The 17,331-nt window shown below is 40.9% G+C and carries 16 protein-coding genes; 1 reads left to right on the forward strand and 15 read right to left on the reverse strand.

What is annotated here, in order from left to right:
- Positions 1-15 precede the first annotated feature (15 nt).
- The 15 genes from Q7O90_RS05665 to rpmH all read right to left on the reverse strand — a co-directional run bounded on the left by Q7O90_RS05665 (position 16) and on the right by rpmH (position 15,586).
- Entirely contained in the window at positions 16-1,791 is a 1,776-nt protein-coding gene (locus Q7O90_RS05665) for a M23 family metallopeptidase (RefSeq protein WP_304128500.1), read from the reverse strand.
- Positions 1,764-3,119 carry a DnaD domain protein gene (locus tag Q7O90_RS05670; RefSeq protein ID WP_304128502.1) on the reverse strand — a complete coding sequence of 452 codons (1,356 nt, stop codon included), beginning with the start codon at positions 3,117-3,119 and terminating at the stop codon, positions 1,764-1,766. Before Q7O90_RS05670 ends, Q7O90_RS05665 begins: the two co-directional genes overlap by 28 nt.
- Positions 3,120-3,151: 32 nt before the next feature.
- Entirely contained in the window at positions 3,152-4,513 is a 1,362-nt protein-coding gene (dnaB, locus tag Q7O90_RS05675; protein WP_304128504.1) for a replicative DNA helicase, read from the reverse strand.
- Between the two features lie 2 nt (positions 4,514-4,515).
- A complete protein-coding gene (rplI, locus tag Q7O90_RS05680) occupies positions 4,516-4,962 on the reverse strand; it encodes a 50S ribosomal protein L9 (protein ID WP_304128506.1) in 447 nt (148 codons plus the stop codon).
- Positions 4,963-5,125: 163 nt separating this feature from the next.
- On the reverse strand, positions 5,126-6,928 hold the full coding sequence (locus Q7O90_RS05685) for a DHH family phosphoesterase (protein WP_304128507.1): 1,803 nt from the start codon (positions 6,926-6,928) through the stop codon (positions 5,126-5,128).
- A gap of 23 nt (positions 6,929-6,951) precedes the next feature.
- Positions 6,952-8,106: a ParB/RepB/Spo0J family partition protein gene (locus tag Q7O90_RS05690; RefSeq protein ID WP_304128509.1), complete on the reverse strand. Its 1,155-nt coding sequence runs from the start codon at positions 8,104-8,106 to the stop codon at positions 6,952-6,954.
- Positions 8,099-8,887 (reverse strand): ParA family protein, encoded by a 789-nt coding sequence (locus Q7O90_RS05695; protein ID WP_106057749.1) that lies wholly within the window; start codon positions 8,885-8,887, stop codon positions 8,099-8,101. The genes Q7O90_RS05690 and Q7O90_RS05695 overlap by 8 nt, the downstream gene beginning before the upstream one ends.
- A gap of 226 nt (positions 8,888-9,113) precedes the next feature.
- Positions 9,114-9,845 (reverse strand): 16S rRNA (guanine(527)-N(7))-methyltransferase RsmG, encoded by a 732-nt coding sequence (rsmG, locus tag Q7O90_RS05700; RefSeq protein ID WP_304128511.1) that lies wholly within the window; start codon positions 9,843-9,845, stop codon positions 9,114-9,116.
- The gene (gene mnmG, locus Q7O90_RS05705; protein ID WP_330667059.1) at positions 9,811-11,757 is read right to left on the reverse strand and encodes a tRNA uridine-5-carboxymethylaminomethyl(34) synthesis enzyme MnmG; all 1,947 of its coding nucleotides are present in this window, start codon (positions 11,755-11,757) and stop codon (positions 9,811-9,813) included. The genes rsmG and mnmG overlap by 35 nt, the downstream gene beginning before the upstream one ends.
- Before the next feature lie 2 nt (positions 11,758-11,759).
- Positions 11,760-13,133 carry a tRNA uridine-5-carboxymethylaminomethyl(34) synthesis GTPase MnmE gene (gene mnmE, locus Q7O90_RS05710; RefSeq protein WP_304128512.1) on the reverse strand — a complete coding sequence of 458 codons (1,374 nt, stop codon included), beginning with the start codon at positions 13,131-13,133 and terminating at the stop codon, positions 11,760-11,762.
- Between the two features lie 48 nt (positions 13,134-13,181).
- On the reverse strand, positions 13,182-14,081 hold the full coding sequence (gene jag, locus Q7O90_RS05715; RefSeq protein WP_304128513.1) for an RNA-binding cell elongation regulator Jag/EloR: 900 nt from the start codon (positions 14,079-14,081) through the stop codon (positions 13,182-13,184).
- Positions 14,081-14,830 carry a YidC/Oxa1 family membrane protein insertase gene (locus Q7O90_RS05720; RefSeq protein ID WP_304128515.1) on the reverse strand — a complete coding sequence of 250 codons (750 nt, stop codon included), beginning with the start codon at positions 14,828-14,830 and terminating at the stop codon, positions 14,081-14,083. Before Q7O90_RS05720 ends, jag begins: the two co-directional genes overlap by 1 nt.
- A gap of 13 nt (positions 14,831-14,843) precedes the next feature.
- The gene (yidD, locus tag Q7O90_RS05725) at positions 14,844-15,077 is read right to left on the reverse strand and encodes a membrane protein insertion efficiency factor YidD (protein WP_094233508.1); all 234 of its coding nucleotides are present in this window, start codon (positions 15,075-15,077) and stop codon (positions 14,844-14,846) included.
- An 11-nt stretch (positions 15,078-15,088) separates the two neighbouring features.
- Complete coding sequence (rnpA, locus tag Q7O90_RS05730) at positions 15,089-15,427, reverse strand: ribonuclease P protein component (protein ID WP_106057754.1); 339 nt, start codon at positions 15,425-15,427, stop codon at positions 15,089-15,091.
- A 24-nt stretch (positions 15,428-15,451) separates the two neighbouring features.
- Positions 15,452-15,586, reverse strand: a complete 135-nt coding sequence (gene rpmH, locus Q7O90_RS05735) for a 50S ribosomal protein L34 (protein ID WP_106057755.1) — start codon at positions 15,584-15,586, stop codon at positions 15,452-15,454.
- 345 nt (positions 15,587-15,931) lie between these two features.
- Between rpmH and dnaA the strand changes: the two genes are divergently transcribed.
- Positions 15,932-17,281, forward strand: a complete 1,350-nt coding sequence (gene dnaA, locus Q7O90_RS05740) for a chromosomal replication initiator protein DnaA (protein WP_304128518.1) — start codon at positions 15,932-15,934, stop codon at positions 17,279-17,281.
- Positions 17,282-17,331 lie beyond the last annotated feature (50 nt).

Raw genomic sequence — 17,331 nt, forward strand, 5'->3', positions numbered from 1 at the left:
CTGTCGTCCCTGTAATTAGAATATGTAGCTCCATGGATCCACAGCCTTTCCTCCGACATGAACCTCGAAGTGAAGGTGGGCGCCCGTGCTTCGACCTGTATTTCCTACGTTTGCGATTACTTGTCCCTTATATACCTTATCACCGACGCTTACGTTTATCTTGCTGCAGTGTCCATATAGTGTTTCCTGTCCATTATCATGCTTGATAATTACACAGTTTCCGTAGCCACCGAACGTACCGGCCTTAGTAATAGTTCCCCCATCGGCAGCATAAATAGGTGTTCCTGTTGGGCAAGAGAAGTCTAATCCTTCGTGCATTCTTCCCCATCTGCTTCCGAACTTTCCGTTGCTATTGATAACGTAATTGTTCTTTATAGGCACTGCATACGAGCCACTCGATGAAGTTTTAGGTTTATCATTGATTCCGACCTTAACGATTTTCTTAATCGGCTGAACAACTACCTCTTTGTGCTTGATATTTCTCTTTATTTCCTTACCGTTTACTTTAGTAATCGTTCCGCTGATTATCTGTCTTCCGTTAACACCTTCCTGTGCGACTAGAGACTCGCCTTTGTAGAGATCCTTAGTCTCCTGTTTCTCTGTCTCATATGGGATTTCTTCTGACATCTTTCCAGTCTCAACGGTTCTAACTTCAAGCGGCGAAACCTTCTTTTCCATATTTACAAGGTCTCCCGGCTTAAGGTCATTCACGGATTGCTCGCTATTCTTGCCACTCATGTCCTTGACATTTACATCATACTTCCTAGCGACGCTGTTTATGTTCTCGCCTTCTTTTATGATGTGGCTCATGTTAATATTTCCGCCGTTAAGAAGCTGCTCCGAAGCCTGCTTTTTACTCTGAACGCTAGTAAGCATTACATCCAGCTGCTTAACCTCTACCTTCTTAGCGAACTTAATCTGCTCAAGCTTCATGCCCTTTGCAGTTTTTTTATAGTGAGCAAGAGTTTCCTTAACTAGGGAATCCGCTGTTCCCCTCGTCTCTACAACCGTCAGAAGTTTGCCGTCCTGGTAGATGCCATACGCAGAAACCTCAATATCCGTCATATATGTCAGCTTATTCATAACAGTGTCAGCATCATCTAAATCCTTTTCTGCTGCTGAAACCTTCCTAAATGTCACATTATTGCCAGCGATAAACTTGATGCGTGCACCATTGTTATTCGATGACATATGGTCTCCTGCAACGTCCAAAAGCCCGACGACACTATCTTCGGATTTTACATATCCGAGTACACGCCCGTTATATGCATATTCATAGACTGTGTAATGCTGCATCGTCAGTAACACACCACAGACCATGATAATCAAAGCAAAAAGCCCGCTCACCATCTTGGCTCCACTTCCCTTATATCTGACACGCATGTCATGATACTCTGTAGCTAGACTGAACCCACATCCAATGAAGAACCTGTCGGAAGCATCTTGGATCCTGTCATGCAGATAGATTGGTGCAGCAGCAGTTGTGGCTATCGCAGAACCAATTTTATTCCATACGGTAGGCCCCTTCGCTGCCCTTGCGGCCTTCTTAGCAGCCCTGGCTTCGTTTTTCTTCTGCTCTATGGCTCTGACCTTATCCTGCTTAGCTTGCTTCTTCGCCTTCTTGGCAGCTTCGGCTTTCTCCTTCTTAGCTTCTTTTGCCTGCTTACCAGCAGCTTTTTGTGCTGCCTTCTTCTCTGCCTTAGACGGAGCCATCTGCTTTTTCTCCATATTCTCTACATTCTGTAAATTGTTATCTTTATTGTCTACTTTATTTGCCTGTCTTTGTTCCATCTATAAGCCTCATCTGCTCTCTCTTTAACGCAAGAGCAGCGCATTCCATCGTCCATAATTCCGTGGTCCTTACATATCGGACACTTGTATTTAACTTCTAAATAATCCTCCGGATACCCGTTCACCGCAAGGAACTCTTTCTTTTGCTCGATAAGCTCCTTCTGTCTCTGCAGCAATTCCGTCCGTTTTTCCTTGCCTATACTTCCAAGTCCAGCGAGTAGCTTTTCTTTGATATCCGCCTCAATACTTGCAAATTTCTGCATTATAGGCATTTCTGTTTCAAGCCTCTGCTGTTTCTCCTTCTGATCATGCACAGCCTTTTCTCTGAGGTACTTATAATACTCCTCTAGAACTCGCTTACTGACGTTTACACTGCCTTCCGAGTTTGTACTTCCTATCTTTTCTACTTGCATCGACTTATCGCCTGCAGATCTAGTTCCTTGGGTACCGTTCTGATTATTGGTTTTGTAGCTAGGCTCAATCCCTCCAGCTTTGCGATATTTGTTTTCCAAGACGGCATCGACGTATCTAAGTGATGGCTCACGCTTTCCTGCAGTGAGCTTCACAGCCTCAAGAACTTCCTCTATATTGTATCCAAACTTGTCGAACCAGCGATCCATCATCTCGCAGTCCCCGGAATTCCATTGGCGATTAAATCCAATCTCCTTGAATATCCTGCCATATAGGTATCTTCGTTTCGCGTCCTTATCCAGAAGCGCCTTTACGTCTGCCTCGGTATTGCATCCTTCCTTGTGCCAATTAATAGCGACTTTGTTTATATAACGAACATCGTTATGACCGTTATCACTGCTGTATTTTATCGCATAAGCGTACACCTCTGGCGAAACCCCGAATGTACCAATGGTATCGGCTATCTTGCGGGCATCGCTAGAAGGTATGCTTCTTCCGCTCGCACTCTCGTAAGTGTCATATAGGTGCTTTAGATCGAGATTTACAAGGCGCGAATCCTGTTCTTCTGACTCACTTCCAGAGCTTCTACTTTTCTTGTTTCCGTAAAATCTTGAAATCTGGCTTAAAAAAACCACTCTATATGAGTCGTCCGGCATATAGTCTCGTCTTATAACGCCAACGCTCTCCCAGTAGTCCCACGCCGCATCGATTTCGTCTGGAGTTATGCCAAGAACATTTGCAGTCTTACTTCTGTCCTCTACTATCCCGTGTTTTGCACGCATCAAACCAAGCAAATACACTTTTACATAGTCACCGTTCGCACTGGTAAAGAACTCGTTTATCATGAGGTTCTCGACTTCCGTGCTAAACAGGTAGACGTCTTTATTCTGTTCTGTAACAAACTCAGTGTTGTTCATGGTTCTCCTTGAAAAACTTATTTTATACAAATCTATACTGTGTACTCGAGGTTTCCGAACTTCGTGTACCTTGCAATCCAAGCCAGGTTAACGGTTCCCGTAGGACCACTCCTGTGCTTGGCAATAATTACTTCACATGTGTTCCCTGATGAAGTATCAGCCTCTTCATCCTCATTTTGATAGTAGTCATCCCTTTTTAGGAATACTACGATATCTGCATCCTGCTCGATTGAGCCAGACTCTCTGAGGTCAGACAGCATCGGACGATGATCCTTACGCTGCTCAGAAGCACGGGAAAGCTGCGATAACAGGATTACGCATACGTCAAGCTCCTTTGCAAGAATCTTGATGCTTCTGGTAATCGCACTTATTTCATTAGTTCTGTTATCTCCGCCATAGCCGAGGGACATGAGCTGCAAGTAATCAATGATTACGAGGTCAAGCCCACTCTTCTCCTTTAGTCTTCGGCACTTGTTCTTCATCTCGAGAATCGAGATCTGCGCTGTATCGTCGATATTGAGATTCACACTCTCGAATTTCTCCTGAGCTGTGTCGATACTGAACCATTCGTCGTCTTCGATAGTTCCGTTCTTGATGTGCTCCATATCGACTCTTGCTGACATGGCGAGCATTCTCTGTCCCAGCTGTTCCTTGGACATCTCCATGCTGAACACGAGCACCGAATGACCTGCCATCGCCGCATTTTCTGCTACGTTAAGCGCAAACGCAGTCTTTCCCATACCAGGTCTAGCTGCAAGCACAACAAGGTCGGTCTTCTTGAGACCGCCGAGCATTTTATCAATATCTCTAAATCCAGTTGTAATACCAGGAAGCTGCCCCTTGTTCCTCACCAGCTCATTTATCTGGAGAATATTAGTCTGCAGCACTTCCTGAATAGGGGAGTAGTTCTTGCGCTGTGAAGCCTGTGCGATTGAAAAAATTTCCTTTTCTGCCTCGTCGAGAATCCGTTCACTATCCATGCTTCCATCGTATGCGTTCTTTCGCATAGTGTCAGCAGACTTGATGAGCTTTCGCATCTTCGATTTATCAACGACGGTGAGTGCATAGAACTTTGCATTTGAAGGGTTAATCGCATCACCTGACAGTCTGCTCAGATATGTCATACCACCGACTAGCTCAAGTTGATGTACCTTGTTAAGCTCCGCTCTCGTCGTCATAAGATCAATAGTTATGCTTCTTCTGAACATACTCATGAACATCTTATATATCTCTTGATGTTCCTTGAGGTAAAAATCCTCTGGCTTAAGTATGTCCACGACGTCCTGAACGGCATCGTCGCTTAGCATCATCGACCCTAGAACCGCCTTCTCCGCTTCTATGTCTTTCGGAGGCTCTAGGGCCTCCGAAAGTTGACTGTTTATTTCATTTGGCATTTTTATTCCTCGGTGACAGCCACCTTGATGCGAGCTGTAATATCTGTGTATAGCTTAATATCGACTTCATGTTCACCGATTTCCTTAATTGGCTTTATCAGCACTATTTTCTTCTTGTCGACATCGAGCTTTGTCTGCTCCTTGATTGCATTAGCAATATCCATCGAGGTAATCGATCCGAATAGCTTTCCGCCCTCACCAACCTTAGTCTTAAGCTTGATAACCTCTCCTTCGAGCACCTTTTTCACCTGATTAGCTTCTGCCTTATCTAGTGCAATCTGCTCTTCGCGGTTAGCCTTATCTCTCTTAACTTTCGTGAGATTTGAAGGAGTAGCCTCAATTGCAAATCCACCTGGAATTAAGCGATTTCTTGCATAACCGTCACTTACCTTAACAACGTCTCCGGCTTTACCCGTTCCTTTAACGTCTTTCTTTAAAATAATCTGCATATTGCCCTCCTTTTTCTTCTGTGCAATTTCCTGTCGCCTTTATTTTACTAATTCTCGTCGCTTAGATTCTTGTTGTTCTTGTAAATCCTTTTTTATTTTACTAACACATTTTCAATCTTATATACATTCCTCGCCTATTTGGACACTTCCGAAGCTCTATCCCTTACTCCTGTCCGTAAGCATCCGATTCTTCGCCATCTGTTCCCAAATACTCTGGTACTATCTTCTTAAGTTCCGCTATTACTTCTTCTGGCTCCATGTCAGTTTGAGCACCTGCTGAATTAAGATGCCCTCCTCCATTGAATCTCTCCATAATCAACTGAACATTGACTTCCCCGAGAGATCTCGCGCTTATCACTGTCTTGCCCTTATCATTCTTGCCCGCAGCAAACGAAGCTTTCACTCCTTTAACCATTAATAGCTCGTCCGCAACCTGCGCATTGATAATCTGTGCATCTGTCGAATATCCCTGAGAAATCGAAAGCGCAACACCTTCGTCCATATATTCAGCATTGGCAACTGCCTCTGCTCTCATCTGGAACGACGTAACCTCCGACTGAAAAAACCTCTTAACTTCAGTAGTATCAGCACCTACACGCCTTAACCACGCAGAGGCTTCAAATGTCCTTACCCCAGTCTTAATAGAGTACCTATTCGTATCTACCGTTATTCCAGCTAACAAAGCTTCTGCTTCGAACTTGTTGACAATCTTCTTGTTAGAAGTGTACTGGATAATCTCCGTCATAAGTTCACTCGCTGAGGACGCATATGATTCAACATATGATAGTATCGCATTGTCTATCGAATCATCGGACAGTCTATGGTGGTCGATAACGACAATTTTATCAGCCTTCTCAAGGATTTCAGGACATTCAACCATTCCAGGTCTATGTGTATCGACAACAATTACAAGGGTCTTCTCCTCGCAAAGCTCTATCGCTTTTTCCCTATTCACAATCTCGTAGTCATCGGTCTCAACAGCTTGCTTGTAGATAGCTTGCAAAGCCTCGTTGTACTCCTCGATCACAATTGCAACATCCTTCTCCATGTGCTTTGCAATTTTATAAGCCCCTATTCCAGAACCAAAGCAGTCCATATCCGGCCAACGATGCCCCATTACGATTACATTTGAGCTCTCTCTAACTAACTGCTTTAGCGCATGTGCGATAATTCTCGATTTTCCTTTGTTGTTTTTCTCCATCGACTGGAGCTTTCCGCCATAGTAATGAGTTCTATCACCGTTCTTGACTACCGCCTGGTCTCCACCACGTCCCATAGCGAGATCAAGTGCTGCTTCCGCAAGCTCTGTGGCATCCTGCAGGTTTCGTACTCCCATTCCAACGCCTATACTTAGACTAACTGGAAAATCGTCTTTGGGCTGGATGGCTCTAATTGTATCCAAAATGGAGAATCTTCCTTCGATCAAGTTATCAACGTCTCGCCTGTAAAGTGTAGCAAGATACGTATCCTCGCTGATACTTTCTATAGCGGCGTTGTTAGATTCTGCCCATTTACTTAGAATCTTATCCACCTCCGCTGGAACTGTCATCTTACTGTCTGAAGGCGAATTTGAAATCAGTTCATCGTAGTTATCTAGGCTGATGTACATCTGGCACACATGTTCATCTCTGTAGTTTGAACGAAGTGTCTCGCGTTCAGTTACATTGTTGAAGAAAACTGTTATTATTCCGTCTTCTCGCTCCTCGCGAGTTGTGTTTAACACAAAAATCTGCTCGTTACGCTTTATCTTCACTTCTGTGCCTGTATCTCGAGCCTCTTCTAAATCTTCAAGCTTACTTCCCGTAAGCGCAAAGAAATTTCCATCCACTATGTCATCATATGCAAACACGTTTTTTATGAGCGAATTCGCATATACAACGACTCCTTCTTTATTGACCATACACGCCGGCACTGGCAAGCTCTCAAGAAACTCTGCGCCTGCTATATTTCCTGCGTTTTTGTTCATAAATCTTCTACTCCTAACTTTGGCTACTCTATACTTCTAAGCATGTCTATCAACCTGTTCAATTCATCTACACTGTAATATTCAATCTCAATCTTTCCAGTTGACGCCTTGCCATTTATGTTGACTTTTGTGCCAAATATCTTTCTTAATTCATCCTCTACTGCTACAATTTCCGCATTGACACATGGCTTTCTCTTCTTACGCTCAGGTCTTGCGTCATCCTTTATCTTCTCGGTAAGCCTTTCTGCTGCTCTCACAGATAGTCCATTTCTAATTATCTTGTCACAAACCTCTATCTGTTTCTTTTCATCCTTGATTGTGATAATCGTTCTACCGTGTGCAGCTGAAATCCGTCCCTCGATAATCATGTTCTGTATTTTTTCAGGTAGCTTCAGAAGTCTAAGTGAGTTTGCTATATATGCTCTGCTCTTTCCTAAAGCATTTGATACCTGCTCTTGTGTGAACTCGAATCGCTTGATCATCTCATTAAGACCAAGTGCTTCTTCAATAGGGTCGAGATTTTCTCGCTGCATATTTTCTATGATAGCGACTATCATGTTCTGCTTTTCGTCAAAATTCCTTATTATACAAGGAACCTTCTTGATTTCAGCAATCCTAGCTGCTCGCCATCTTCTTTCACCAGCAACAAGCTCGTAACCATTCTGTGCTTTTCTGATGATTAAAGGTTGAATCACCCCATTCTCCTTGATGGAGTTCGCAAGGTCTTTTAGTTTTTCTTCATTGAAGGTCTTTCGTGGTTGGTCTTTATTTGGTTTGATGTCATTAATATCGATATATAAAACCCTATCTTCATCAACCTCGATTTTCGCTGAAGCTGTTTGCGTTTGGGAAGTTTCACCTTTTGAATCTTTTATATTTCTTTCTTCTAACTGAACGGCATGTTCTCTTGAAGTCTTGTCTTCTTTGGTGCTGCTCAAGCTATTTCCTTTTGCTTCGTCTCTATCTGATTTTGTCTTATGCTTTTTGTTGCTCTTAGCCTTACTTTTCGAATCAAAACGTTCTCTGCTCTTATCTCCTGTTACATCGTCGATGATATCTAGCAGTTTCGTGTCTATATCTTCTTCCTCGTTTTGTTCCAAGTCTTCTTCAAACAGAGGAGCTGCATCTGCGAAGAGTGCATCGAGCCCTCTTCCTAGACCACCTTTTCTTTTAGCCATTTTTCTTCTTTCTCCTCTTTTCTCTATCTAGGAACTCTAGTGCAAATTTGTTATAAGCTTTTGCACCTGCCGATGAAGGATCATACTTAACAATAGGCATCCCATAGCTTGGCGCCTCTGCGAGCCTTACGTTTCTTGGGATTACAGTTGAAAATACATATTTACCAAAGTACTTCTTAACTTCTTGTACTACCTGAATTGCTAGGTTCGTTCTACCATCAAACATGCTAAGGATTACTCCTTCAATTTGAAGGTCTGGGTTCATATTCTTTTTCACTAGCTCAACAGTGCTCATAAGCTGACTGACCCCTTCTAATGCGTAAAATTCACACTGAATTGGTATTAGTACGCTGTCAACTGCCGTCAGCGAGTTAATTGTTAATAATCCAAGTGATGGAGGGCAGTCTATGAATATGTAATCATATTCTCCTCTAACCTGCTCGATTGCTTTCTTGAGTCTTCTCTCTCTTCCCTCAATATTTACTAGCTCAATTTCAGCTCCAGCCAAATCTACACTCGCAGGAATAATATCCAGATTGGCTGTCTTCGTTTGAAGGATAGCTTTGTGGACATCGTAATCTTTATTAACCAATACATCATATAATGTATCAGTTAATTTTCTTTTCTTAATTCCTATTCCACTAGTTGTATTACCCTGTGGATCTATATCGATTACTAGAACCTTTTTGCCTTGTACAGCGAGGCAGGCACTCAGGTTTATATTGGTAGTTGTTTTACCAACTCCACCCTTTTGATTAAATATTGCTATTGCCTTTCCCATATAAGTCTCCTTTTCGAGATTTCACTAGTGTAATTATATAATATTATGGCTTTCCTATCCACAATTCTCGTCTATTTCTTCTTATATTTGCGTGAGTTTTTAGTGAAAAGACTTCTCATTGTTTCACGTGAAACAATATGTAGTGGGTAGTTAAAATGTTTCACGTGAAACATTTTAACTACCCACTACTACAATTTAATCTATTACATTATAGGATTAAGTCTTTTTAACGTATAGGGCTCTTTTTCGCAATTCCCGGCTTGCGTGGAAACCTCTTCGGGGTACTATTGTACTTTCTTATAAAAATGAGCCTATGTCCAGATATAGCGTTCTTATCCTCTGAAGGATTCTCTATCTTTTCAACATTGCCACCAAGAACCTTAATAGCAGCATCAGCAGAAGCAATTTCATCTTCCGCACTTTCCCCCTTATACGGAATAAAATAACCCCCTTTTTTCACTAGCGGAAGACACCATTCAGATAATATATCAAGAGAAGCAACTGCACGAGATACGCACACATCTACCTTCTCTCGATACTTAATATTGTGCCCCATATCCTCAGCTCTCATATGAATAAGTTCAATATTGTTAATCCCTATCTCCTCAGCAACTTGACCTATTACTTTAAGTCGCTTGTTTAGGGAATCTACCAGAATGAACTTTTTATCTGGATTTGTTACAGCAAGCGGAATGCCCGGAAATCCACCACCTGTCCCCATGTCAACAACAAACTTAGCTCTCTGAAATTCCTCATAATCGTTGCAAGCTAGAGAATCAACAATATGCTTCTCAAGAAATTCATCCTCTACCCTAACTGCCGTAAGGTTGATATTTTCATTAATTTCAAGGATTCTTTGCATGTATCTGACTAGCTTATCGGTATTATCGCTCCCATATCTACTATTCAGTTCTGAGATTAACTTATCCTTCATACTCATTCCTCTCGCTTCGCTCATTACTTCTTCTTTCCTTCTCTAAGTAAATCAGAAGTACATTTATATCCGCCGGAGAAACTCCGCTAATCCTACTCGCTTGACCAATGCTAATTGGATTAATCTCAGAAAGCTTCTGCCTAGCTTCAAGTCTGAGGCCATTGATTTCATTATAATTGATATTTTCTGGAAGCTTCTTATTCTCGAGCTTTCTCATTTTTTCAACTTGCGCTAGCTGCTTATCGATATAGCCTGCATACTTAATTCTAACTTCAACTTCGTATCTCTCAGCTCTATTAAGCTCTGGTCTAGTTTCATCATCTATTGCCTTTAATGCTTCGTAGGAAATTTCTGGCCTTCTTAGGAGATCATAAAAAGTAATATTGTTATTCGTTGCCTCATGACTGCCTTGAGATACTAAAAATTCATTAAGTTTACTAAATTCAGCATACTTATTTCTCAGTCTCTCTATCTCTCCATCTACAAGTTTTTTCTTCGCGATAAACTTAGAATATCTCTCATCAGAAACTAGTCCATACTCATATCCAATCTCTGTCAGACGTCGATCTGCGTTATCTTGTCTCAGAATAAGCCTAAATTCCGCTCTAGACGTCATTATTCTATAAGGTTCCATAGTACCTTTAGTCACTAAATCGTCGATTAGAACGCCAATATAAGCCTCGTTTCTTCCGAGCACTAGAGGATTTTCACCATTAATCTTACGCGCAGCGTTAATTCCAGCTATAAGACCCTGCGCAGCTGCTTCCTCATATCCAGAGCTTCCATTAAACTGTCCAGCACAGAACATATTATCTATAAGCTTGCTCTCAAGACTAGGCTTCAGAGTTGTTGGATCAACACAATCGTACTCTATGGCATAAGCTGGTCTGACAATTTCAGCATTTTCAAGTCCAGGAATAGTGTGATAAAACTCTTCCTGAATATCTTCTGGTAAACTAGAAGACATACCTTGTATATACATCTCATCAGTATCCAGACCCTCTGGCTCAACGAATAACTGATGTCTATCCCTATCCTTAAATCTCGAAACCTTATCTTCAATAGAAGGACAATATCTGGGACCGACACCTACAATGTTGCCGGAGTACATCGCCGAACGCTCTATATTTTCAAGGATAATCCTATGCGTTTCACTATTTGTATAAGAGAGCCAGCACGATATCTGATTTCTTCCAAGTTCCTTACCTTCATTCATAAATGAAAAAGGAATAATCTCTTCATCTCCATCCTGCTGCTTCATTTTGTCATAATCAAGTGTCGAGGCAAGCATGCGAGCAGGGGTCCCAGTCTTGAATCTACGCATCGGGAGACCATATTCGTGCAGCTTGTCCGCAAGCTCCATCGAAGGAGCTAGACCACTCGGACCACTGTAATACGCACTTTCGCCTATAAATACCTTACCAGCCAGAAATGTTCCTGTACACATAATGACCGCTTTAGACAAATAAATGGAGTTGGTTCTCGTTACTACTCCGCACACCGCACCATCATCGATGATAAGATCAACAACCTCCGCCTGCTTAAGACTTAGTCTTTCTTCATTCTCGATGGTCTTTTTCATCTCGAGATGATATCTCGTCTTATCCGCCTGCGCACGGAGAGAATGAACAGCTGGTCCTTTAGATGTGTTAAGCATCTTGCTCTGTATAAAGGTCTTATCGATATTAAGCCCCATCTCTCCACCGAGAGCATCTATCTCACACACGAGGTGACCCTTGCCAGTTCCTCCAATAGAAGGATTACAAGGCATCATCGCTACAGATTCGAGGTTCATGGAGAGAAGGAGTGTCTCACATCCGATTCTTGCAGAAGCAAGACCAGCCTCACAACCTGCGTGTCCAGCACCTACGACAACTACATCGTATTCACCCATCATACTATATTTATTTGAATTTTTAATTTCCTGCAAATTCATACTTATTTTCCCAAACAAAACTTAGAGAAAACCGTATCGAGAATCTCTTCACTCGCGGTTTCTCCGATTATCTCTCCTAATATCTGAAAGGTATCTCGCACCTCTATTTCAGCAATTTCAAGTGGTTCACACATTTCTAAAAGGTCTATACCTTGAGCTAATGACTCACTTGCTCTCACGAGAGCATCTTTGTGCCTCTCATTTGTGACTATATTTCCTCCATCACTCTTAACAAATCCTTCTGTAAAAATTTTTTCTATCGCCTCACGCACTCTCCCGATTCCCTCGATAGTCTTTACAGTTGCATAAACTATACCTGTGCAGTTAAGTATGCTTTTAATCCTTTCAATTTCACTTTCAGATATATTAACTCCAAGGTCTTCTTTATTTACAACCAGAAGTACCTGTTTCCCTTCTATATGCTTGGCAATTTCAAAATCCTCGTCTTCGAGACTACTACTGCCATCGATAACCATAATCACAAAATCAGCAATATCAATCTGATTCTTAGATCTTTCAATGCCAATCTGCTCTATTACATCATCAGTGTCTCTAATTCCGGCAGTATCAACAATCACAATCGGATATCCACCGATTGTTGCACTCTCCTCGATCGTATCACGCGTAGTTCCCGGGATATTAGTTACTATCGCTCTATCCTCTCCTAACAATCCATTCATAAGAGATGATTTCCCAACGTTTGTACGACCAACGAGCGCTAATTTTATCCCTTCTCTTGCAAGCTTGCCAAATTCAGCAGATTTAATAAGCTTACCTAACCTACCTTGTTGCTTCATAAGTTCTGCTAAGAACTCATCATAAGAAACTTGCTCTATGTCTTCATCTGGAAAATCTATATTCACAGCCATCTGAGCTAGCACGTCTTTAATATGATTACGAATATCTATAATTTCCTGACCTAGGCTACCATTAAGCTGCTCAGAAGCAATGCTAAGTGGTTTCTCACTTCTCGCTTTTATAAGATCAATCACAGCTTCTGCTTGAGATAGGTCTAGCCTACCATTAAGAAAGGCATTTTTAGTAAACTCACCTGGATCTGCAAGTCTTGCCCCAGAGGAGATTACACTTCTTAGGATAAGCTTTAGAGATACATTGCTTCCATGCGCCTGAAATTCAACCACATCATCACCTGTAAAGGTATGAGGTGCTTTCATGTATATCGATACCATGTCATCTATAACTGTTCCGTTATTATCGATAGCATGACCATAGTAAACGTGACGAGGGATTACCTCATCAGGACATTCACGATATATGCTTTTCATAATGGATAGTGAATTAGGTCCACTCACACGAACTATACCTACTCCACCCTCCCCTAGAGGCGTTGCAATTGCAGCAATAGTATCTGCCATAAATTCTCCTATTGACGAAAAGAGCCCATCATAGATGGGCTCTCAGTGTTATTTCTTCTCGATTATAACTCTTCTATAAGGGTCTTTACCCTCACTCCTAGTCGTTACACTTGGATGGTTCTGAAGTGTTGAATGAATAACCTTACGCTCGTAAGGATTCATTGGTTCAAGAGTAATCTTTCTCTCGGAACGCTCCACCTTACCAGCTAGTCTATTTGCAAGACTTACGAGAGTCTGTTCTCTCTTAGCTCTGTAATTCTCAGCGTCCATAACCACTCTTGTGTATCCACCATTTTCCTTGTTAACTACAAGGCTAGCTAGATACTGAACAGCATCGAGTGTCTGTCCTCTCTTGCCGATGATTGTACCAGTGTCTGCACCAGTAACATTTACATAGATAAGATCCTTGCCTTCCTTAACTTCGAAATCGAGGTCAATGCCCATCTCTTTTGTGATTTCTTTTAGGAATGCTTCAACTGGATGATCCTGCACTGGTGTTAGCTTATCGACATCAAGAAGTAGAGTTGCTTCAAAATTACCATGATTTTTTTTGTTTCTCTCTCTACTCTTCTTAGGTCTAGAAGATTTTCTCTTCTCGCCTTGTCTAGCACGCTCGCTTGCACGAGCATCCTCAAGCTCTTCCTCTTCGTACTTATCATAGTCTTTTCTGATCTCATCAGGAACAACAACAGTGTTATTCTCAGGAAGACCAGCGAGGATTCTGTCTATATCATCGAAAGTTGCTTTTTCTTTATGTGCTTTATCAGCACCGTCATTCTTGGGAGTAACTCTCACTTTAGCAAGTTTAGATCCTATACCGAGGAATCCTTTGCTCGATTCCTCAAGGATTTCAACGTTGACTTCATCTCTGGTGAGTTTGAGTTCCTGAAGCGCAAGCTCTACGGCTGTGTCGACATCAACTCCCCATTTTTCTGAAGCTTTCATCATTATCCTTTCATCCTTGCTTTCTTCATCTTCTCAAGCTGTTTCTCAGCACGTCTTCTCTTTTCTTCAAGTTCCTGCTCTTCCTTGAGCTTAGAGCGGAACTTATTCATTCTGATGTTCAAGAAAATCTGAATGAACTGTCCACCTGCCCAATATATAGCAAGTCCAGCTGGGTAAGCTCTAGCAAGCCATAAGATGCTGAGTGGGAAAAAATACTTCATTATCATGTTCATTGATTTTCCCTGGCCACCCATCATTTCATTCTGACCTGTAAGCTGCTGTGTCATCGCAAAAGAGATGTATGTTGAAACAGCTGCAGCAATTGGAAGAATCCAAAGGTCAGGCTGTCCGAGGTCTTTAATCCATAGGAACGACTGATGAACAGCGAAAATCATATTCTCATCAGCTATATACCTCATAGGATTTCTGAGAAGCGTGAAAAGCCCCATAATTATAGGTACCTGGATAAGCATCGGAAGACAACCACCCATCGGATTAAAATTCTCTTCCTTATAGAGCTTAGCCATCTCTTCATTCATCTTCTCTTTGTCGTTCTTATACTTCTCCTGAATAGCCTTCATCTTAGGCTGAAGCGAAGACATCGAAGCTGTCGATTTAATCTGTTTGAAGTAGAGAGGATAGAGGAGCAGCTTAACGAGTACCGTTAGTATTATTAGTGAAATACCGTAGTTACCAACTAATTTGTAGATAAACGTTAGTAGATAACCCAAAGGCACCGCAATAAATCCCATATTCTGTCCTTTCTTATCTTAGAGGATCATATCCTCCGGGGTTTCCCGGATGACATCTAAGTATTCTCTTTATTCCTAAATAAGTTCCTTTAAAAGGGCCGTACTTCTCGAGCGCCTGTATAAAATACGTGCTGCATGTAGGATAGAATCTACACGTTGAAGGGAATAAAGGCGAAATAAATTTCTGATATCCTCTGATGATAATTATCAATATGCGTTTAATAATGTTCTTTAAAAGCTTTATCATTGTAAAAGCCCTTACTTGTCTAGAAGGTGTTCCGAACGAAGAACCCCGTACATTGACCTTCTAACTTCTTCACACTTGTGATCATTTATAGAATTTCTAGCTATAAAAATAACGTCGTACCCGTTCTTAACTTCGCAGCCTAGTAATCTATAAGCCTCTCTCATGAGTCTTCTCGATCTGTTGCGTCTAACGCTGTTTCCAACCTTTTTACTAGAAACATAAGCTAATCGCGAATACTTAAGCCCGTTCTTTTTGTAGATAATTACCATGAATCTCGAGACTTTAGATTTGCCTTTGTTATAGACAACCTTAAAGTCAAGCTGATTCCTTAGCGTTGATTCCTTGAGCATGATCACTTTACCTTCTATCAGCTATTAAGCTGTAAGGCTCTTTCTACCTCTAGCTCTTCTTCTCTTGAGAACCTTTCTGCCACTTGCAGTTGCCATTCTCTTTCTGAAGCCGTGCTCCTTAAGTCTCTGCCTCTTTTTAGGCTGGTAAGTTCTTTTCATTGTTAGTTTCTCCTTCCATATCAACGTTTGATATAATCTAATATAGTTGTGTCTTCTAAATTCCAAAGGCACATACATCACGATATTATACTTTCAAACCATAACAAAGTCAATGTATACGCCATTTTGAAGGTGTTCTTTAGGAAAAAAATAATTTAAATTTTTTTAAAATTTTATCACATACTACATTTAGTGGTAGCTTTAACTTATTAACAAAGTTATCCACAACATGTGTATAACTTTATTTTTGTTAAGTGCTAATACAGTGATTTTATAGGATTCAGCATTATTGCTGTTGTGGATTTATTTGTGTAGAATATGTTTATTCACCTAGGAGGCTGTACATTGGACACTAACAAGATATGGGATTCGTTCATAGAGGAAATCAAAAAGTCTACAAGCAAGCTAAGCTTCGACATGTTCTTTTCTGATTTATCTCTTTACAAGCTCGATGTCGATAATAAGATAATTTATATCCAGCTCGAAGACATCAGCATTATCAAATTTCTTAGAGAGAAATACATTGTTCAAATCGAAGATATATTCTCGAGAATGCTCGGGGATGATTTTCAAGTTATCATAAAGTCAAAGGATGAGTATAAGAGTAACAAGATTGATAAGAAGAAAAAAGTAAGAAAGTCGCTTTATAAGGATAATTCTAAGCTTTTTAATCCTAAATTTAATTTTGAAAACTTCGTTGTTGGAGGTAATAATAGATTCGCATATGCCGCATCACTCGCTGTTGCAGAGTCACCTGCGGAAGCTTACAACCCTCTTTTCCTATATGGAGGATCCGGACTAGGTAAGACTCACCTCATGCAGGCAATTGGAATTCAGGTTATAAAGAATGATCCTACTTCAAATGTTCTGTATATATCATCCGAGACTTTCACGAATGAACTTATAGAGGCGATAAATACTCAGAATACCAATCAGTTCAAAGAAAAATATAGAAATATAGATATACTACTTATAGATGATATCCAGTTTTTGGAAGGTAAGGAAGCTACTCAGGAAGAGTTCTTCCATACATTTAACACTCTATACGAGAACAACAAACAGATTGTAATATCTAGTGACAGACCACCGAGCAACCTACAGAAGCTCGATGAAAGACTTACTACTAGATTTGGATTTGGAATAACGGCTGACGTTCAGCCTGCTGATTTTGAAACAAGAGTAGCGATTCTTAAGAAAAAGATAGAACTTGCTGATATAGAACTGGATAGTGATATTGAAGAGGTATGTAATCTAATCGCTGAGAAAATCAAGTATAATATCAGAGAGCTAGAAGGTGCTATGAACCGCATGATAAGCTTCTCCGAGATTATGAACAATAAGATTGATCTTGATTTTGCTAAGATAGTTCTCAAGGATATCTATAGAGATACAGATAAGGCAATCGCTCCAGAGAGAATTAGATCAACAGTAGCTTCTTACTACGATATCAAGGTTTCAGACCTCGACTCTAAGCGTAGAACTGCTGAAATTGCACTTGCTAGGCAGGTTGCTATGTATCTATGTAGAGAGAGTACTGATTTCTCGTTTTCTAAGATAGGTGAGATATTTGGTGGCAGAGACCACTCGACTGTAATGAGTAATTGTAATAAAATACAGAATCTGTACCATGAAGATGAGTTAATCAAATATGATATAGATGAGATTAACAAGAAACTTAAAAAGCATGATTTATAGGTGTGAACAACTAATTTTTCATGAAGTTTAATTATCCATATTTTACTAAC

The organism is Mogibacterium diversum (assembly GCF_938028775.1).
Classification (GTDB): Bacteria; Bacillota; Clostridia; order Peptostreptococcales; family Anaerovoracaceae; genus Mogibacterium; species Mogibacterium diversum_A.